Raw genomic sequence first — 18,519 nt, 5'->3', positions numbered from 1 at the left:
GGGGTCCGGGGGACGGCCCCCGGGGGTGGTCCGACCGAGTCTCGCCGATCGGGTCAACCCGCGCCACACGGGCCCCGACCAGGGCGGTTACGGCTGCGAAGGGTGGCGCGACGGTGATCGTGAGTACGGGTGCTCATCCGGTGGCCGACCCCGCCGACGATGATCGGGGCGTGCAGATGACGCGTACCCGTACCCTCCTCGCCGGTGTGCTGCTCGCGGCCGCGACCATCGGCACCTGGGTGGCCTGGCTGGGGTGGGAGAGCGGCTACTCGACCGACCCCCGTACCGGCGCGACCACCGGCCCGTACGCGGTCTGGCAGGTGGTCGGCGCGGTGCTCACCCTGGTCGTGGTCGCCGCCGTCGCCGGCTGGCTGCTCAGCCCGGTGCTGGTGGCGCCGGTGATGACGGTGGCGTTCACGGCCGCCTGGTCGGGGCACGCGGCGGCCACCGACGACTCCGGGCTGTGGGTGGTGGGGGCGGTGCTGGTGCTGTTCGGCACCGGCGTCGGCAGCACCCTGGTCAGCCTCGGCACCCATCTGCTCCGCCGCCGCACCCGGTGACCGCACCGCCGGCCCTGCTGGCGGATTGCCGACAGGACGCCCGTGGTCGGTAGGGGGCACTGTTGACGCAGGTGGATGGGGGTGTGGCCGGGGAGGCGCGGCGCACCCGCCCGGCCGGCCGGTGGTGACCGCGCCCGGCCGCCACCGCCCGGTCCGGACAACGACGTCACCATCTCCGGCCGGCGGGCGTCGCGTCCGTCGACCGGGCCAGCAAGGAAGGAGGGGCCGGGATGGCCGCTCCCACCGTGACCGCCAGCCTCGACGCCTCGACCTACTCCCCGGGTGAGCCGATGACGCTCACCGTCGGCTACGCCGACCCGGACACCCGCCCCGTGACCGTCACCATCGTGCTGACCGACGCGGACGGCAACAGCAGCGCCCCGGTGCGGGTCACCGCGGTGATCGACCCGCTCGGCGTCGAGGTCGCCGACGACTCCGGCCGGGCCTGGACGAAGGTCTCGGACACCGGGACGACCGCCGTGTACCGGGCGGTGGCCTGATGCCCCGGGTCACCGTGACGGTACGTGACCAGGGTGGACGTACCGCCAGCGCGGCGGCCGACTACGCCCTGGCGCCCCCGGTGTGGGGTGGCTACTACCTGGCCGGCAACGCCGACCCGACGGGGGACATGGTGGGCGGGAACTTCCGTTCGCTGACCCAGTACCGCAGCCTCGCCGACGCCTACGTCTTCCCCGGCTACGGCATGTCCTGGCTGCGTGATCTCGGTCGGGCCGGGGTCGCGCCGAACATGGTGCTGGAGTTGAAGCACTACGGCGCGGGTAGCCCCGGCGCGCAGACGTTCACCGTCGACGGGGTGAACTGGACCGTTCCCGCGCCGGCGATGACCATCCAGCAGCGACCCGGCACCACCTGGCCCCGGGCGTACGGGTACGGGCAGGTGCTCGCCGGTCAGTGCGACGGGCTGCTCGCCCGCGCCCTGTCGCAGTACCGGACGCTGGGGTTCCCGGTGAACCTGCAACTCGCCTCGGAGTTGGACACCGACCACGAGTTCGGCACCACCGAGTCGGGGGTGTCGTTCACCTGGGCCGAGTCGGACGCCCGCGCGGTGCAGGCGCTGACCTACGTGGTGAACTGGCTGCGGGCCCGGGGCCTGCCCGCCGGCACCACCTTCTCGGTCGGCTCGGGCGGCTTCGACCGGGCCGCCTTCCGGCGTACCCATCCGGAGGCGTTGATGTCCCGGGTGGATTTCCTCCAGTGGAACGTCTACGCGACCGACCCGACCCACACCGCGCTGGGCCGGTTCCGCCGGACGTGGGACTGGGCGGTGGCGGACCTCGGGCCGGTGGCACTCTCCCGACCGGTGATCATCGCCGAGTGGGGGGTGCAGGTGTCCGCCCTTCCCGACCAGGCGGCCTGGATCGCCACCGTGCCACCGGCCCTGGCCCGGCTCAACGCGGAGCGGGGGCCCCGGATCGTGCGGGCGAACTACTTCAACTCCGGCTGGGGGACCCTGACGCCGAAGCAGCCGGGCCTGGCCGCCCTGCGCGCCGCGTACGCGACCAGGCCGTTCGGCTGAGGCGCGGGGCGCGGGTCAGCCGTCGCCGAGCCGGCGGGCCGGGGCGGAACGCGCGGCATATGCCTGTCACGGTATATGAGCTGCCGGTGGAGCCCGGGCGGGTGCCCGCCCGGCTCCCTATGCTCGGGGCATGGAACTGCGGATCTTCACCGAGCCCCAGCAGGGCGCCACCTACGACCAACTGCTCACGGTGGCCCGCGCCGCCGAGGACGCCGGCTACGGCGCGTTCTTCCGCTCCGACCACTACGTGGCGATGGGGTCGTCCACCGGCGAACCCGGCCCCACCGACGCCTGGACCACCCTGGCCGGGCTGGCCCGGGACACCACCCGGATCCGGCTCGGCACGCTGGTCACGGCGGCCACCTTCCGGCTGCCCGGCCCGCTGGCGATCACCGTCGCACAGGTCGACCAGATGAGCGGCGGCCGGGTCGAGCTGGGCATCGGCGCCGGCTGGTTCGCCGAGGAGCACACCGCCTACGGCATCCCGTTCCCGCCGGTGGGGGAGCGCTTCGACCGGCTGGAGGAGCAGCTCGCCGTCATCACGGGGCTGTGGGCGACCCCGGCCGGCGAGCGGTTCGACCATGCCGGGAAGCACTACCCGGTCAGCAACTCCCCGGCACTGCCCAAGCCGGTGCAGCAGCCCCGCCCGCCGATCCTGCTCGGCGGCAAGGGACCCAAGCGCACCCCGCGCCTGGCCGCCCGCTACGCCGACGAGTTCAACCTGCCCTTCGTCTCGGTCGAGGAGACGGTGGCCCAGTTCGGCCGGGTCCGCGCCGCCTGCGCCGAGGCCGGCCGCGACCCGGGAACCCTGCGCTGGTCCAACGCGCTGGTGCTCTGCTGCGGCCGGGACGACGCCGAGGTGGCCCGCCGGGCCGCCGTGATCGGTCGGGAACCGGCCGAGCTGCGGCAGAACGGCGTCGCCGGCACCCCCGCCGAGGTGGTCGACACGATCGGCCGGTACGCCGAGGCGGGCAGCGAGCGGATCTACCTCCAGGTGCTCGACCTGGCCGACCTGGACCAGCTGGAACTGGTCGCCGCCGAGGTGATGCCCCAGCTGTGACCCCGGCGGCCACCCACCGGTGGCGGCCGGCCGGGACGGTCAGTGGCGGCGGGCGCCCGGCTCGCGCAGCACCGTGTCCAACCGGCCGTCCCGGTCGCTGTCCAGGTAGGTGATGTCCGGTACGCCGTCGCCGTCCAGGTCGAACTGGACCACGTCGGCGATCCCGTCCCCGTCCAGGTCGGTCACCACCTGCGTCGAGCCGTCCAGGTGGTGGGTGACGATCGAGTGCGCCCCGCCCGGTGCCACCGGGGGTGCCGGCGTCGTCGTCGGTCCCGTCCGGTCCGGGTACGCCGACGGCGGGGCGCTCGCCGGCTCCAGGCCGACCCCGGTCGGGTCGATCTCCTCCTCGGACGGGTAGACGTCGCCGTGCAGGATCGGGTCGCGGTAGCTGCTCATCGCGCCATGGTTCCCCGTGGACGCCGCCGACAACCGTGCCGGATGATGCACCGGACCGCGCTCATCGACGGGGAGACGACGTGGAGCTGCACCGGGAACGGGGCCGGCAGGTGTTGCCGGCGGTGTGCGTACTGGCCGGGACGGTGCTGCTGGCCACCGGCGGCGGGCTGCTACGGACGGCCACCGCCCTCGGGGGCGTCGCGCTGGGCGGGGTGGGGCTGGCCAACGGCCTGCGACCGTTCCGGTTCGTCATCGACGCCGACGGGCTGACCGTACGCCGACGGGGGCTGCGGCGTCGGCTGCCCTGGGCCGAGCTGGCCCTGGTCGTGCTCGACCGCCGGGCACCCGGCACCGGCGGGGTGCGGCTGCTCGGCATACCCGTCGAGGGCGTCGGGTTGCCGCCCGACGCCCGGGTCGACGGCCGGCCGGCGACCGAACTGCTCGACCTGGGCCAGGTGCGGGAGAACCCCGACGAGATCGCGGCGGCCCTGGCCCGGTACGCCGGCGACCGGTTCCGCGACGACCGCGACGTCGCGGTCCGTTCCGGCACCGAGTTCGGCGTCGGACTGCGCGGGTACAGTTCCGACGTGGTCGACACACTGGTGGGACACGCCCGCGCGGCACTGGACTCGGACGACCCGGCGCGCCGTCGGGCGGCCCGCGACGAGCTGGCCGCCGCCCGGGCGCAGGGCCTGCCGGTCGCCCTGCGCGGCTACGACGTACGGCAGGTCGACGCGGCGCTGGACGACCTGCACGCGGCGCTGGCCGAGGGCGGCGACGCGTGAGCGGGGTGCCCCGGCACAACTGGGCCGGCAACGTGCACTACGCCGCCCGTGCCTTCCACCGGCCGACCACCCTCGACGAGCTGCGCCGGCTGGTCGCCGGCAGTGACCGGGTGCGGGCGGTCGGCAGCGGCCACTCGTTCAACCGGATCGGCGACACCCCCGGCGACCTGGTCTCGCTGGCCGGGTTGCCGCCCACCGTCGAGGTCGACCGGGAACGCGGCACCGTCACCGTCGCCGCCGGGCTGCGCTACGGGGACGTGGCGACCCGGCTGCACGAGCAGGGGCTGGCCCTGGCCAACCTCGCCTCGCTGCCGCACATCTCGGTGGCCGGGGCGGTCGCCACCGGCACCCACGGCTCCGGCGACGGCAACCGCAACCTGGCCGCCGCCGTGGCCGGTCTCGAACTGGTCACCGCCGACGGGGACGTGCTCACCGTGGACCGGTCCGCCGGTGACCGGTTCGCCGGCATGGTCGTGTCGCTCGGCGCGCTGGGCGTGGTCACCCGGGTCACCCTGGACGTGCTGCCCACCTTCACCGTCCGCCAGTACGTCCGCGAGGGCCTGCCCGTCGGCGCGCTGGACGCGGCGCTCGCCTCGGCGTACAGCGTCAGCGGGTTCACCACCTGGCGCTCGACGGACATCGACCAGCTCTGGCGCAAGCAGCTCGCCGACGCCCCGCCGCCGGAGCCGGACTGGCTCGGCACCACCCCGGCCGACCGGCCGGCGCACCCGGTGCCCGGGATGGACCCGGTGAGCTGCACCCCGCAGTTCGGCGAGCCCGGCCCGTGGCACGAGCGGCTGCCGCACTTCCGGCTCGGCTTCCTGCCGAGCAGCGGCGACGAACTCCAGTCCGAGTACCACCTGCCCCGCTCGGCCGGGGCCGGGGCGCTCGCCGCGCTGGCCGGGATGCGGGAGCGGATCGCCCCCGTGTTGCAGATCTGCGAGCTGCGCACCGTCGCCGCCGACGAGCTGTGGCTCAGCCCCAACCAGGGGCGCGACACGCTTGCCGTGCACTTCACCTGGGTCGACGACGCAGCGGCGGTGCAGCCGGTGCTGGCCGAGGTCGAGTCCCGGCTCGCCCCGTTCGACCCCCGGCCGCACTGGGGGAAGGTCTTCACCCTCGACCCGGCCGTCGTCGCCGCCACCTTCCCCCGGTACGCCGACTTCGCCGCCCTGCTCACCGAGCTGGACCCGGCCGGGGTGTTCCGCACCGACCTGCTCGACCACTACTTCCCCTGCGCCTGACCGGTCGGTCGTCGGGGTCGACCCGGGTGGGGGCCGGTCGTCGGGGTGGGGGTGTCCCGCACCCCGTCGCGGCACGGGCCGGCCCGGCGTCACGGCCTCGCGGCCGGTCAACGTGCCGCTCAGACGACAGCCAGGTAGCACCCCGCCGCGAGGAGCACGCCGGTGACCGCTCCGGCGACCACCTGGGCGACGGTGTGCGCACCGAGATGCACCCGGGACCAACCGATCAGCACCACGACCAGCATCCCGACGGCCGCCACCCCGACTGTCGACGCCGGCCAGACCAGCAGGACCAGGACGGTGCAGGCACCGGCGGAGACGGCCGTGTGGGCGCTCATCTTCCACACCTGATTGACGGCGGTGGTGCCGGCCAGCACGACCAGCATCACCGCGATCACGGCGACCAGCGGCCGGGGAGCGTCCAGGGCCACGAACAGCACCAGCCCTGCGGCGACCGAGGCGACACCGACCAGCAGGACGCCCCGGCGCTGCTCGCGGCGGCTGAGGTGATGGTCGGTGACCCGGCCGGTGTGCCTGGCGTAGAGGATCGCCCCGAACGGCACCACGGCGGTGAACAGCGCCGCGAGCGCTCCCCACCCGAGGCCGGCGGGGACGGTCCGGGCGGCGACCACCGCGACGACGACGGGCATGGCAGCCGCCCACACGGCGGGCTGGAGCACCTCGGTGACGACCCGGGCGATCCGCGTCGCGGTGCGGGTGACGCCGGTGGTGGCGTGTCCGGTCACAGGCTCCCCTCCCTCGTTCAATAGTCGTCATTCTGTCGTCGTCGACGGTGCCGGAGATTCGTCGGGGTCATTCGGAGACCATGTCATCGGTCCCGGGACCCGTGAGCGGAAGGAGATCAGGTGCTGGAGCGGCTGAACGAGGCCCTGGCGTACGTGGAACGGCACCTCGACGCACCGGTCGAGGTGGCCGACCTCGCGCGGATCACCCTCACCTCGGAGTACCACTTCCGGCGGATGTTCTCGGCGTTGGCCGGGATGCCCCTGTCGGAGTACGTCCGCAGGCGGCGGCTCACCGTCGCGGCGGCCGAGGTGCTGGCGGGTGAGCGGACGTTGCTCGACGTCGCGGTCCGCCACGGGTACGGCTCGACCGAGGCGTTCACGCGCGCGTTCCGGGCGATGCACGGCATCGGGCCGGGTGAGGCGCGGCGTACGGGGGCCGTGCTGCACTCCCAGCAACGGTTGTCCTTCCGGCTCGTCGTCGAGGGGAGTGGCAGCATGCGGTACCGGGTGGTGGAGAAGCCGGCGTTGCGGCTGGTGGGTCGGCGGGCCCGGGTGCCCCTGGTGCACGAGGGGATGAACCCGGCGATCGTGGCGTTCGTCAGGGGCATCCCGGCGGAGACGACGGCCCGGATCGAGGCCCTGTCCGACCAGGAGCCGGCGGGCATCGTCAACGTCAGCGACCTGCTCGGCGAGGACCGGTCCGAGGGTGTCGAGCTGGACTACTGGTACGGCGCGGTGACCGGTGCGGACGTGCCGGACGACCTGGAGGCGCTCGACGTGCCGGCGGGGACCTGGGCGGTCTTCGCGACCTCCGGGGAGTTCCCGGCGGCCGTGCAGCACCTGTGGCGGGACGTCTTCACCCAGTGGTTCCCGTCGAACCCGTACCGGAGCCGGCCGGGCCCGGAGATCTCCAGTGTCCGCATCGCGGCCGGTGGCACCCACGCCGACGCCGAGCTGTGGATCCCGGTGGAGCGGGCCGGCACTCCCTGATCGACACCATTGTCGGCGATGTTGCGGGGTCCGCGCGCTGCCGATGCCGCAACATCAGCCCAGTTGCGGCCCGCCCGGCGCCCGGCGGTCACTCGGTGGGGTGCAGGGTGCTGCGTTGGACGGCGCGGCTGATGTCGCTGGGGGAGACGATGCCGACGAGTTGGTCGCCGGTCACCACCAGGGCGCGGCCGTCGGAGCACTCGCTGAGGCGGGGGAGCAGGTCGTTGAGCTGCTCCTCCGGCCGGGCCAACACCAGGTCGTCGGCCCGGCAGGCGACCTCGGCCAGCGTGGTGGCGGCCCGCCGGTCGGGCGGGACGCCGCGTACCCGGTCCAGGGTGACCAGGCCGACCGGTCGGCCGTCCTCGGTCAACGGCAGCGCCGTGTGCCGGTAGGCGAACAGGTAGTGGTCGACGAAGTCGGCGACGGTCATCTCCGCCGACGCGGTCTGCGGCTGCGGGGTCATCACCTCACCGACCCGCACGCCGGTCAGCGCGCTGCCCAGCCGGGCCTGGCGCTCCTCCATCCCGGCCGCGCCGATCAGGAACCAGCCGATCAGCGCCAGCCACAGCCCGCCCACCCCGTAGCCGGCCAGGAACTGCCAGATGCCCAGGCCGATCAGCAGCACACCGAGCACCCAGCCCGCGCGGGCGGCCACCACCGACGCCCTGGCCCGGTCGCCGGTGGCCTTCCACACGGCGGCGCGCAGCAACCGACCCCCGTCCAGCGGGGCCGCCGGCAGGATGTTGAACACCGCCAGCAGCACGTTGATCCCAGCCAGCCAGGACACCGAGCCGAGCAGCAGACCCTCCTGCCCGGCCAGCGCCAGCAGCACCGCGATCGCCCCGAAGAACACCCCGAGGAGCAGGCTGACCAGCGGGCCGACCCCGGAGATGCGCAGCTCCGCGCCCGGGTCGGCGGGCTCGCCGCGCAGCTCCGCGACGCCGCCGAACAGCCACAGCGTGATCCCCTCCACCTGGAGACCGTTGCGTTTCGCCACCACCGCGTGCGACACCTCGTGGGCCAGCAGGCCGACGAAGAAGACCACCGCCGCCGCGAGCCCGGCCAGCAGGTACGCCCAGCCGGGCCGGTCGGGGTACGAACGGGGGAACTGGTTGGCCGACAGCACCCACGCGATCAGCACGAAGATGAACAGGACGCTCCAGTTGACCCCGACGGGTACCCCCGCGATCCGGCCAAGCCGGAAGCTCGCCCTCATGCCCCGCTCATACCCGGCGCTGCCGCGCCCATGCCAGGCCGGCGCGACGGGTCCCCGCGTCCGGGCCCGGTCAGGGTCAGGGTCGAGGGCGGGTTGACCGGTCGGGAATACTGGACGGGGTGACGCTGATCGATGAGGGCGACGACCCGTACCGCTGGTTGGAGGAGCTGGACTCGGAGCCGGCCGCCGGCTGGGTCCGTGAGCGCAACGCGGCGACCGTCGCGGCGCTGACCGGCGACGACGCGTTCGCCGCGATGCAGGCCGAGATCCGGCAGGTGCTCGACGCCGACGACCGCATCCCGTACCCGGGCTGGCGTGGCGACGGGTACTACTACGACTACTGGCGGGACGCGGCGCACCCCCGGGGGCTGTGGCGGCGTACCACGCTGGCGGAGTACCGGCGGCCCGAGCCGGCCTGGGACGTGCTGCTCGACCTGGACGCGCTGGCCGCCGCCGAGGACGAGAACTGGGTCTGGGACGGGGTGACGGTGCTGCGGCCCGGCCACCGCCGCTGCCTGGTCAGCCTGTCGCGGGGCGGCAAGGACGCGGTGGTGGTCCGCGAGTACGACCTCGACACCCGCGCCTTCGTGCCCGACGGGTTCACCCTCGCCGAGGCGAAGAGCGACGTCACCTGGATCGACGTCGACCGGATCTACGTCGGCACCGACCTCGGCCCCGGCTCGCTGACCGTCTCCGGCTACCCGAGGGTGATCCGCCGGTGGCGGCGGGGCACCCCGGTGAGCGAGGCCGAGATCGTCTACGAGGGGCAGGCCGACGACGTCTCCGCGTACGCCTCGCACGACCCGACACCCGGGTACGAACGGGACTTCGTCGGCCGCAGCCTGGACTTCTACCGGACCCGCAGTTTCCTGCTGACCCCCGACGGCGGGCAGGTCCCGGTGCCGGTGCCCGAGGACGCCCAGTGGGACGTGCACCGGGAGTGGCTGCTGGTCCGGCTGCGTACCCCGTGGGAGGTCGCCGGGGTCACCCACCCGGCCGGGGCGCTGCTGGTGACCCGGTTCGACGACTTCGTCGCCGGGGGCCGCGACCTCACCGTGCTGTTCGAGCCCGACGAGCGGACCGCGCTGAGCTACCACGTCTGGACCCGGCACCACCTGATCCTGGCCACCCTGGTCGACGTACACCGACGGTTGGAGGTGCTGACCCCCGACGGCGCGTCGGGTTGGCGGCGGACGCCGCTGGCCGGGGTGCCGGAGGGCGACGAGCCCTGGATCGTGGACACCGACCCGGACCTCGGCGACGACTACCTGATCGCCTCCACCGGCTACCTGCGGCCGGCGTCCCTGCGGCTGGGCCGCGTCGGCGGCCCGGTCGAGACCCTCAAGCGGGAGCCGGCGTTCTTCGACGCCACCGGCCTGACCGTGCGCCAGTTCTTCGCCACCTCGGCCGACGGCACCCGGGTGCCGTACTCCGTGGTCGGCGACCCGGCGGCCGCCGCCGGGCCGACCCTGCTCACCGGGTACGGCGGGTTCGAGGTCTCGCTGACGCCGCACTACGACGGGGTGCTCGGCCGGGGCTGGCTGGCCCGGGGCGGCACCTACGTGGTGGCGAACATCCGGGGCGGCGGGGAGTACGGCCCGCGCTGGCACCGGGCGGCGCTGCGCGAGAACCGCCCCCGGGCGTACGAGGACTTCGCCGCCGTCGCCACCGACCTGGTGGCCCGGGGGATCACCACCGCGCCGCAGCTCGGTATCGAGGGCGGCAGCAACGGCGGGCTGCTGATGGGGGCGGTGCTGACCCGCTACTCGACGCTGGTCGGCGCGGTGGTGGCGAACGTGCCGTTGCTGGACATGCGCCGCTACCACCTGCTGCTCGCCGGGGCCTCCTGGACGGCCGAGTACGGCGACCCGGACGACCCGGCCGACTGGGCGTTCCTGCGCGGGTACTCGCCGTACCACAACGTGCGGCCCGGGGTGACGTACCCGCCGGTCCTGTTCGTCACCTCGACCCGCGACGACCGGGTGCACCCGGGGCACGCCCGGAAGATGGCCGCGCTGCTGAGCGCGCACGGCCAGGACGTGTCGTACTACGAGAACGTCGAGGGCGGGCACGGTGCGGCGAGCAACAACGAGCAGCGGGCGTTCCTGTCGGCGTTGACGCTGCGTTTTTTGTGGCAGCGGTTGGGCGGCGGTGACGCCGGGTCGTGAGGGCGACAGGACCGACGTCAGTGCGTGTCACGCCCAGCCGAGCCTGATCATGATTCGCCACCACCGCTGAGGTCGATGTCCGGCGGACGCCTGCTCTCCCTCAGGTAGTCCCTGCGGGCACCGGGATCGTCCGGCCAGCGTGTCTTTGCGTAGTTGATCTGACGGGTGATGATCGAGTTCGCTATTGCGAACGTCGACACCAGCCAGGCCAGCATCAACACCGCGCACAGCAGGATGCGGAAGCCGCCTGCCCATTCGGTCGTGGATCTCCACACCTGCACAGGAATCCCGACGCACCCGAAGACCATCAGGGCGGCAGCACCGTAGCGGAGGTGTCCCAGGCTGCTGCCGCCCCTGCCCAGGTCATCATCTGCCATGTCTTGAAAGTAGCGACACGGATCAATCGAAGAACCTGGCTGTACGGCAATTCGGGCGACCCGGGTTCCGGACGACCGTGGCCGGGGTTCGTCTGAGGTCAGCGGCGGGACGGGCCGCCCGCCGTCGCCGGGGCCTGCGTCATGCGTACCGCCCAGTCCAGGGCGTAGTCGGCGACCGCCTCCCAGCCCGGCTCACCCACGGTGAAGTGCGAGCGGCCGGGGAACTCGTGGTACGCGGTCACCGCCCGCGACTTCTGGTAGAGCCCGGCGTTCGCCTTCACCAGCGACGGCGGGGCCACGTGGTCCTCGCCACCGGCGATCAGCAGCAGCGGCGGCCGGTCGTCGCGGCCGGTGTCGACGGTCGCGGCGGAGTGCGGGTCGAGGTTGGCGAACGCCCCCTCGAACAGCACGTGCCCGGCGGCCGGGACGGCGTAGCGCCGCCAGGCCCGGTCGGAGTCGTCCGGCTGGAGGGTGTTGCCGAAGGCGTACCGGAACTCGTCCGGGCTGATCTGCACCCCCCGGTGCCGGTTGACCGGGCTGCGCAGCACCGGGTACGACGCCCGTAGCGTGCTGATCGGCAGCCGGAGCACTCCCTTGACCGGTGCGGACGCGACCGCCACGACGGCCGCACCGAGACCCCGGTCGGCCAGCACCTGGGCGACCAGGCCGCCGAACGAGTGGCCGATCACGATCGGTGCGCCGGGCAGCTCGCGGATCACCGCCGCGTAGTGGTCGATGATCTGCCGCAGGGTGGTGCCGGCGATCGTCCCGGGGTCGGCGCGCAGCGCGGTCACCTCCCGGTCGAAGCCCGGCCAGGCGGGGGCGAGCACCCGGAACCCGCGTGCCGCGTACCGCTCGGCCCAGCCTTCCCAACTGCGTGGTGTCATCCACAGCCCGTGCACGAGCACCACCGTGTCGACCTGCCCGTTCGACGCGTTCCCCATGCGGTCCTCCCCGACCTCGCCCCGACCGCGGCGGCATACCCACCTTCCACCGCCCGATGCCCCACGCCGGGACCCACCTGTCCGCCCGGGATGAGGGGCGAACGGTGCCGGGCGCGGAACGCCGGATGGGGGGAGACCGACATTCCTGTCAGGCATGAAAATGCCCAGCAGGCATACGACTCCCGTGCGGAACGGACACCGGGTGCGACACCGCTGACATTTGTCACGGGTGGAAGGTGACGGGCGGGCCGGGAAGGAGCCGGCCGGCGGGCGCACGCTCGTTGGCATGACCAGTGAGTGTCCGGCCGTCGCACTGCGCGGCCTGCGGAAGAGCTTCGGGCCGGTGACCGCCGTCGACGGGCTCGACCTGACCATCCACCCGGGCGAGGTGGTGGCCTTTCTCGGCCCCAACGGCGCCGGCAAGACCACCACGATCGACATGCTGCTCGGCCTGGCCCGCCCCGACGCCGGGGAGGTCCGGCTGCTGGGCGGCACCCCCGCCGAGGCCGTCCGCTACGGCCGGGTCGCCGCCGTCATGCAGAGCGGCGGCCTGCTCAAGGATCTCACCGTCGCCGAGACGGTACGGATGACCGCGTCCTTCTTCGGCCGGACCCGGCCGGTCACCGAGGTGCTGACCCGGGCCGGGATCGCCGACCTGGCCGACCGGCTCGTCGGGAAGTGCTCCGGGGGCCAGCAGCAGCGGCTGCGGTTCGCGTTGGCCCTGCTCTCCGATCCGGACGTGATGGTCCTCGACGAGCCGACCACCGGCATGGACGTCGAGGGGCGACGCGACTTCTGGCAGGCGATCCGGGCCGACGCCCGGTCCGGCCGGACGATCATCTTCGCCACCCACTACCTCGACGAGGCCGACGCGTACGCCGACCGGATCGTGCTGGTCCGGCAGGGCCGGGTGGTCGCCGACGGCACCACCGCCGAGATCAAGAACCTGGCCGCCGGCCGGATCGTCCGGGCCACCCTGCCCGACGCCGACCAGTCCGGCCTGGCCGCGCTGCCCGGCGTGGAGGCCGTCGAGGTACGCGGCGACGCCGTGCTGATCCGTACCGGTGACTCGGACGCCGTCGCCCGGCACCTGCTCACCCGTACCGCCGCCCGGGACCTGGAGATCACCTCCCGCAACCTGGAGGACGCCTTCCTGGCCCTGACCGCCACCGATGCCACCCCGCCCGAAGCCAACCCCGCCGAAGCCGCCCCCACCGCGACCGTTGGAGCCTGAGATGACCACCTCCGCCCTGACCACCCCCACCGCGGACCGCCGGCCGCCCGCCCTCGGCGGCTTCTCCCCGGCGGTGCTGCTGATCGAGATGCGCCGGGTGCTGCGCAACCGGCGGACCCTGCTGTTCACCATGGTCATGCCGGCGGTGTTCTTCCTGCTGTTCGGGCTGCCGCAGCGGGACGAGACACTCCCCAACGGCCGGCAGGTGCTCGCCTGGATCATGGTCAGCCTCGCCGTCTACGGGGCGATGGTGGCCACCACCAGCGCGGGCGCGGCGGTCGCCACGGAACGGGCCCTGGGCTGGAGCCGTCAGCTCCGGCTCACCCCGCTGCACCCGGCCGCGTACGTCGCCACGAAGGTCGCCACCGCGATGGTGCTCGGGCTGGTCGCGGTGGTGATCGAGTTCGCGGTCGGAGCCGCCGCCGGGGTCCGGCTGCCGGTGTCCGTCTGGCTGCTGGCCGGGTCGGCGGCCTGGCTCGGCTCGCTGGTCTTCGCCGCGCTGGGGCTGCTCATCGGCTACCTCGGCCCGGCCGAAAACGTCATGCAGTTCATGGGGCCGGTGCTCGCCCTGCTCGCCATGTTCGGCGGCCTGGTCCTGCCGGTGGAGATGCTGCCCGACGTGATGCAGCGGATCGCCCAGTTCACCCCCGTGTGGGGGGTGGGTCAACTGGCCCGCGCGCCGCTGACCGGTGACCCGGTGAGCGTCGGGGTGCTCGTCAACGTGCTCGGCTGGACGGCGGGCTTCGCCCTCGGCGCGGCCCGGCTGTTCCGCCGCGACACCCAGCGGGTCTGAGCGGTGGCCCGGCACCGGCGGGCCCGGACACCGGCCGGCGGGGACTAGCGTGGACCCGATGGACCTCCCGTTCGACAGGCCGTCGCCGGTGACCCGCCGCTGGCGGATCACCGGCTGGCTGCTCGCCGGGGTCTGGCTGTTCTTCCTCAACATCCCGCTGTTCACCGCCGTACACCAGGAACAACCCTGGCGGCGGGCGGTGGGGGTGGGCACCCTGGTCGTGTTCGGCGTGCTCTACGTGCTGATCTTCCAGTGGGCGCGCGGCCTGCGTCAGGCGCACCGGCCGATCCCGGTCGGCCGGGCGCGGGCGTCCGTGGGGCTGCTGCTCGCGTTCGGCCTGGCCGGCATCCCCGGCACCGCGGGGGACTGGCTGACCACCCTGGTCTTCGTCGCGGCGGCGGCGGTGTTCCTGCTGCCCCCGGTGGACGCCCTGGTGGTGGTCGTGCTGTGCGCGCTGACCCCACCTGTCGCCGCCGCGCTGGTGCCCGGCTGGGAGGCGGAGAGCACAGTCGTCTTCGCGGTGCTGCTCGCCTCGTTCGCCATGTTCGGGGTGAGCCGGCTGGCGCAGCGCAACGGCGAACTGCGGGCCGCCCAGGCCGAGATCCGCCGGCTCGCGGTCGCCGAGGAACGCGCCCGCACCGCCCGCGACCTGCACGACATCCTCGGGCACTCGCTGACCGTGGTGGCGGTCAAGGCGGAGCTGGCCGGGCGGCTGCTGGAGCTGGACCCGGTCCGCGCCGGCACCGAGATCGCCGACGTCGAGCGGCTGGCCCGGCAGGCGCTGGCCGACGTACGGCGTACCGTCGGGGCGTACCGGGAGATCAGCCTGACCGGCGAGCTGGCCGGCGCGCGGACGGCGCTGACGGCAGCGGGCATCGTCGGTGACCTGCCGGACGACCTGCCGGCGCTGCCGGCGGCGCGGGAGGAACTGTTCGGCTGGGCGGTCCGGGAGGGAGTGACCAACGTGGTGCGGCACAGCGGCGCGCGGCGGTGCGTGATCCGGGTCCACCCGGACCGGGTGGAGATCGCCGACGACGGGCGCGGCCCGGCCGGCGACGGCGTGCCCGGCCCGCAGCCGGCCGGCGACGGCGGGCACGGGCTGCTCGGCCTGCGGGAACGCGTCCGGCGGCTGGACGGCACCGTGACGGTCGGCCGGCGGCCGGACGGTACCGGGTTCCTGCTGCGGGTCACCGTGCCGGTGGAGCAGCGGTGAGCGACCCGATCCGGCTGCTGCTCGCCGACGACCAGGCGCTGGTCCGGGGCGCACTGGCCGCGCTGCTGTCGCTGGAACCGGACCTCGACGTGGTGGCCGAGGTGGGTCGGGGCGACGAGGTGGTGGACGCGGCCCGCCGTACCGGCCCGGACGTGGCGCTGCTCGACGTGGAGATGCCGGGGCTGGACGGGATCGCCGCGACCGCCGCGCTGCGGGCCGCGCTGCCCGGCTGCCGGGTGCTGGTGGTCACCACCTTCGGCCGGCCCGGCTACCTGCGGCGGGCGATGGAGGCCGGGGCGGGCGGCTTCGTGGTCAAGGACACCCCGGCCCGGCAGCTCGCCGACGCGGTCCGCCGGGTGCACGCCGGGCTGCGGGTGGTCGACCCGGCGCTGGCGGCGGAGACCCTCGCGGCGGGGACGAGCCCGTTGACCGAGCGGGAGACGGCGGTGCTGCGGGCGGCCCGGGGCGGTGGCACGGTGGCCGACCTGGCGGCGGCGCTGCACCTGTCCGAGGGGACGGTCCGCAACCACCTGTCGGCGGCGATCGGCAAGACCGGCGCCCGCAACCGGGCCACCGCGGTCCGGCTCGCCGAACAGAACGGCTGGCTGCTCGGCGACTGACCGGTTCCGGTGTGGGGTGGGGCGGCCGGGCTCAGGACGTGGTCAGGGCGTCGACGACGACCAGTTCGGTGCCGGGGCGTACCTCGTCGAGGAGGGTCCGCTGGGCGCTGCGGGTCAACCGGATGCAGCCGTTGGTGACGTCCTCGCCGAGGGTGTCGTCGTCCTGCCAGGTGTGCAGGCCGATGTGTGCGCCCCGCAGCCCGGTGGGCACCGCCTCCGGGTCGTCGGGGACGGCGCCGAGGGCGAAGACGTCCACCCCGCCGTAGACCGGTTCGGGGGGCGGCGTGGTGCCGAGGATGAAGGTGCGGCCGAGGGGGGTCTCCTGGCCGGGCTGACCGAGGCTGACCGGCCAGGTGTGCACCGGCTGGCCGTGCCGGTACCAGGTGAGCTGGTGGGTGCGGCGCTGCACCACGATCTGGTCGCGCAGGACGACCGGACTCCAGCCCCCGTCGGGCAGCCAGGCCAGTCGACGGCTCGCCGAGGGCAGCAGGACCGCCGTCCAGCCGGTGCGCCGCTGCACCACCGGCATGGTCAGCTCCACCCCGCTGATGGTGGGGGCGAGCAGGGCGCGGGGGCGTCCGCCCGGTGCGTCGTACGCGGCGATGTTCCGGGTCGGGGTGACGCCCTCGGTCAACGGGGTGACGTCGAGCGGGTGCGGGTCGGCCGGGAAACCGGCGGGGGCCGGGTCGTAGTCGATCACGGGTAGGCCGGGCGGGGCCGGCGCGGCGGGCGGCACGGTCTCGTCCTCGTGCGGGACGGCCACGGTCGGTGGCGGGGCCGCCGCCCGCCGGGTCGGGGCGGGTGCGTCCGCGCGCAGCGCCACGCCGACGAGCAGGGCCAGCACCAGCAGGGCCGGTACGCCGACGACGGCGACGAGCGGCCCCCGGCCCCATCGTTCGATCATCCGGTCAAAAGCCACGAAACCACTCTAAGGGGCAGGTAGCTCCACCCGGCGCGAATCGTCCCGACGGGCCCCCGATCCCCGGCCGTCCACGCGACGGGACGCCGTACGCCGGGCCTTACACGCGTCCCGGACCGGGGTGGTTCGACGATCCGCCGAGAATTTTCGGCGGCGGCGGTGATCCGTACGCGCCGGAGGTCCGTACTGGAGGTGGGAGCAGGGTCGGCCGGTGGTGGCGCCGCCGTTAGACGATCGAGGAGCAGATGGCCCGGGCACAGCAGAACGAGAAGGCGGCGACCGTCCGGACCTCCACCAGCAGCCGTGGTGTCCGGACAGTGTCGAAGGGCACGATGGCGCTGATGGTGGCGTCCGCGCTGGGGTTGCTGTGGGCCGGGGTCGAGATGACCGGCAACGGCGCGGCGATGTACGCGTACGGCTTCTTCTTCACCGAGTTCTTCGCCGGGGTGGTCGCCCTGGTGTCGCTCAGCCTCACCGTGATGATGGGCCTGCTCGCCACCGACCGGCTGGTCCTCATGATCCGGCACCGGGTGCTCCTGCAGTCCGCGCACCGGGCCACCGGCATCCTCGGCGTCGTCGGCCTGGTCTTCCACGTCATCACCAAGATCGCCATTGGTCGGGCCGGACCCACCGACGCCGTGGTGCCGTTCATCGGTGGCAGCGGACTCTACGTCGGGCTCGGCACGGTGGCCGCCTTCCTCATGGTGAGCGTGCTGTGGACCGGCATCGTCCGGGTCCGTTTCGCCGGGGTCGGACCCAAGTGGTTCTGGCGCAGCCTGCACTCCCTGGCGTACCTGTCCTGGCCGTTCGCCCTGTTCCACGGCCTCAACGCCGGCCGCGCCGCCAAGTCCTGGGTGGTGCTGAGCTACCTGGCCTGCGTCCTGCTGGTGGTGGTGGCGCTGATGGTGCGGCTGTCGGTCTACCTCGGCAAGCGCAGCCGCGAACAGCAGCAGGCCGCCGCGCTGAACAAGGCCATGACGGGCAAGGGCGTCGACGAGGGCAAGGGCCGGACGCTGCTCACCGGGCTCGGCCGCAAGAAGGAGGAGGAGAAGGAGACCCGGAGCAGTTGGGCCGAGGCCGCCCTCGCCCCGTCCTGGAACGCGCCGACCGGCAGCGCCCGGCGTCGGGACCCCGAGCGGTTCACCGTCCCGGTCGTCCCCGAACCGGGCACCCTGCGTGAGCCCGTCCGGGGTGGCCGGGGTCGTACCAGCCAGGAGACCGCGCCGGCCCCCCGCCGCGAGCGCGACCTGGAACCGGCCGCGCGCCGCCGGACCGCCGAACGGGACGACCGCGACGAGCGGCCCCGCCGCCGCGACGAGGACGTCGCCCCGGTGTCCGGCGGTCGCCGCTCCCGCTACGAGGAGGACGTGGCCCCGGTGTCGGGTGGTCGGCGTGCGCGCTACGAGGAGGACGTGGCCCCCGTCTCCGGTGGTCGTCGTTCCCGCTACGACGAGGACGTCGCGCCCGTCTCCGGCAGCCGCCGCCGCGACCGCGACGAGGACGTGGCCCCCGTCTCCGGTGGTCGGCGTACCCGCTACGAGGAGGACGTGGCGCCGGTGTCGGGTGGTCGGCGTGCGCGCTACGAGGAGGACGTGGCTCCCGTCTCCGGTGGTCGCGGCTCCCGCTACGAGGAGGACAGCGCCCCCGTCTCTCCCGGTCGCGGGGCGCGGGGCGACGACGACGGGGCCGCCGGCTACTCGGCCCCGCGCCGGCGGCG

At 74.2% G+C, this 18,519-nt stretch carries 19 protein-coding genes; 13 read left to right on the top strand and 6 right to left on the bottom strand.

Annotated features, from left to right (window positions below; translation table 11 throughout):
• Nucleotides 1–113 precede the first annotated feature (113 nt).
• The 4 genes from ACOJTC_RS11395 to ACOJTC_RS11380 all read left to right on the top strand — a co-directional run bounded on the left by ACOJTC_RS11395 (nucleotide 114) and on the right by ACOJTC_RS11380 (nucleotide 3,157).
• Nucleotides 114–560 (top strand): hypothetical protein, encoded by a 447-nt coding sequence (locus ACOJTC_RS11395; RefSeq protein ID WP_420116821.1) that lies wholly within the window; start codon nucleotides 114–116, stop codon nucleotides 558–560.
• 230 nt (nucleotides 561–790) lie between these two features.
• Complete coding sequence (locus tag ACOJTC_RS11390) at nucleotides 791–1,060, top strand: hypothetical protein (RefSeq protein ID WP_357023054.1); 270 nt, start codon at nucleotides 791–793, stop codon at nucleotides 1,058–1,060.
• The gene (locus ACOJTC_RS11385) at nucleotides 1,060–2,097 is read left to right on the top strand and encodes a hypothetical protein (RefSeq protein ID WP_420116820.1); all 1,038 of its coding nucleotides are present in this window, start codon (nucleotides 1,060–1,062) and stop codon (nucleotides 2,095–2,097) included. Before ACOJTC_RS11390 ends, ACOJTC_RS11385 begins: the two co-directional genes overlap by 1 nt.
• Before the next feature lie 130 nt (nucleotides 2,098–2,227).
• The gene (locus tag ACOJTC_RS11380; RefSeq protein ID WP_204926359.1) at nucleotides 2,228–3,157 is read left to right on the top strand and encodes an LLM class F420-dependent oxidoreductase; all 930 of its coding nucleotides are present in this window, start codon (nucleotides 2,228–2,230) and stop codon (nucleotides 3,155–3,157) included.
• 39 nt (nucleotides 3,158–3,196) lie between these two features.
• Here the strand turns inward: ACOJTC_RS11380 and ACOJTC_RS11375 are convergent, their stop codons facing one another.
• Complete coding sequence (locus tag ACOJTC_RS11375; protein WP_420116819.1) at nucleotides 3,197–3,553, bottom strand: hypothetical protein; 357 nt, start codon at nucleotides 3,551–3,553, stop codon at nucleotides 3,197–3,199.
• Nucleotides 3,554–3,633: 80 nt separating this feature from the next.
• Between ACOJTC_RS11375 and ACOJTC_RS11370 the strand changes: the two genes are divergently transcribed.
• Both ACOJTC_RS11370 and ACOJTC_RS11365 read left to right on the top strand, forming a co-directional pair.
• Complete coding sequence (locus tag ACOJTC_RS11370; RefSeq protein ID WP_420116818.1) at nucleotides 3,634–4,338, top strand: hypothetical protein; 705 nt, start codon at nucleotides 3,634–3,636, stop codon at nucleotides 4,336–4,338.
• Nucleotides 4,339–4,343: 5 nt separating this feature from the next.
• Complete coding sequence (locus tag ACOJTC_RS11365; protein ID WP_420116836.1) at nucleotides 4,344–5,582, top strand: FAD-binding protein; 1,239 nt, start codon at nucleotides 4,344–4,346, stop codon at nucleotides 5,580–5,582.
• A 119-nt stretch (nucleotides 5,583–5,701) separates the two neighbouring features.
• Here ACOJTC_RS11365 and ACOJTC_RS11360 read toward each other — a convergent pair whose 3' ends face one another.
• Nucleotides 5,702–6,328 carry a hypothetical protein gene (locus ACOJTC_RS11360; protein WP_420116817.1) on the bottom strand — a complete coding sequence of 209 codons (627 nt, stop codon included), beginning with the start codon at nucleotides 6,326–6,328 and terminating at the stop codon, nucleotides 5,702–5,704.
• Nucleotides 6,329–6,448: 120 nt separating this feature from the next.
• Here ACOJTC_RS11360 and ACOJTC_RS11355 point away from each other — a divergent pair, with 120 nt between their 5' ends.
• Complete coding sequence (locus tag ACOJTC_RS11355; protein WP_420116816.1) at nucleotides 6,449–7,318, top strand: AraC family transcriptional regulator; 870 nt, start codon at nucleotides 6,449–6,451, stop codon at nucleotides 7,316–7,318.
• 88 nt (nucleotides 7,319–7,406) lie between these two features.
• Here the strand turns inward: ACOJTC_RS11355 and ACOJTC_RS11350 are convergent, their stop codons facing one another.
• Nucleotides 7,407–8,534 (bottom strand): site-2 protease family protein, encoded by a 1,128-nt coding sequence (locus ACOJTC_RS11350; protein ID WP_420116815.1) that lies wholly within the window; start codon nucleotides 8,532–8,534, stop codon nucleotides 7,407–7,409.
• Nucleotides 8,535–8,653: 119 nt separating this feature from the next.
• Here ACOJTC_RS11350 and ACOJTC_RS11345 point away from each other — a divergent pair, with 119 nt between their 5' ends.
• Nucleotides 8,654–10,702 (top strand): prolyl oligopeptidase family serine peptidase, encoded by a 2,049-nt coding sequence (locus ACOJTC_RS11345; protein ID WP_420116814.1) that lies wholly within the window; start codon nucleotides 8,654–8,656, stop codon nucleotides 10,700–10,702.
• Nucleotides 10,703–10,749: 47 nt separating this feature from the next.
• On the opposite strand, the gene ACOJTC_RS11340 is transcribed toward ACOJTC_RS11345, so the two are convergent.
• Both ACOJTC_RS11340 and ACOJTC_RS11335 read right to left on the bottom strand, forming a co-directional pair.
• Nucleotides 10,750–11,079: a hypothetical protein gene (locus ACOJTC_RS11340; protein ID WP_420116813.1), complete on the bottom strand. Its 330-nt coding sequence runs from the start codon at nucleotides 11,077–11,079 to the stop codon at nucleotides 10,750–10,752.
• A 98-nt stretch (nucleotides 11,080–11,177) separates the two neighbouring features.
• A complete protein-coding gene (locus ACOJTC_RS11335; RefSeq protein WP_420116812.1) occupies nucleotides 11,178–12,023 on the bottom strand; it encodes an alpha/beta hydrolase in 846 nt (281 codons plus the stop codon).
• Between the two features lie 286 nt (nucleotides 12,024–12,309).
• Between ACOJTC_RS11335 and ACOJTC_RS11330 the strand changes: the two genes are divergently transcribed.
• From ACOJTC_RS11330 to ACOJTC_RS11315, 4 genes are read left to right on the top strand one after another with little or no spacing between them, the layout of a single operon-like run.
• Nucleotides 12,310–13,257, top strand: coding sequence for an ABC transporter ATP-binding protein (locus tag ACOJTC_RS11330; RefSeq protein ID WP_357933400.1), 948 nt, complete (start codon nucleotides 12,310–12,312; stop codon nucleotides 13,255–13,257).
• A gap of 1 nt (nucleotide 13,258) precedes the next feature.
• The gene (locus ACOJTC_RS11325; protein ID WP_420116811.1) at nucleotides 13,259–14,050 is read left to right on the top strand and encodes an ABC transporter permease; all 792 of its coding nucleotides are present in this window, start codon (nucleotides 13,259–13,261) and stop codon (nucleotides 14,048–14,050) included.
• Nucleotides 14,051–14,108: 58 nt separating this feature from the next.
• Nucleotides 14,109–15,263 carry a sensor histidine kinase gene (locus ACOJTC_RS11320; protein ID WP_420116810.1) on the top strand — a complete coding sequence of 385 codons (1,155 nt, stop codon included), beginning with the start codon at nucleotides 14,109–14,111 and terminating at the stop codon, nucleotides 15,261–15,263.
• Nucleotides 15,260–15,883, top strand: coding sequence for a response regulator transcription factor (locus ACOJTC_RS11315; protein WP_088647048.1), 624 nt, complete (start codon nucleotides 15,260–15,262; stop codon nucleotides 15,881–15,883). The genes ACOJTC_RS11320 and ACOJTC_RS11315 overlap by 4 nt, the downstream gene beginning before the upstream one ends.
• A 31-nt stretch (nucleotides 15,884–15,914) precedes the next feature.
• Here ACOJTC_RS11315 and ACOJTC_RS11310 read toward each other — a convergent pair whose 3' ends face one another.
• Complete coding sequence (locus ACOJTC_RS11310; protein ID WP_420116809.1) at nucleotides 15,915–16,802, bottom strand: L,D-transpeptidase; 888 nt, start codon at nucleotides 16,800–16,802, stop codon at nucleotides 15,915–15,917.
• A 245-nt stretch (nucleotides 16,803–17,047) separates the two neighbouring features.
• Here ACOJTC_RS11310 and ACOJTC_RS11305 point away from each other — a divergent pair.
• Nucleotides 17,048–18,519: hypothetical protein (locus tag ACOJTC_RS11305; RefSeq protein ID WP_420116808.1), on the top strand; the 1,472-nt coding region annotated here is incomplete at its 3' end.

This window comes from Micromonospora sp. (assembly GCF_048594385.1).
Classification (GTDB): domain Bacteria; phylum Actinomycetota; class Actinomycetes; order Mycobacteriales; family Micromonosporaceae; genus Micromonospora; species Micromonospora wenchangensis.
Note: the sequence above shows the minus strand (reverse complement) of the source record. Positions and strands in the feature narration are given on the sequence as shown.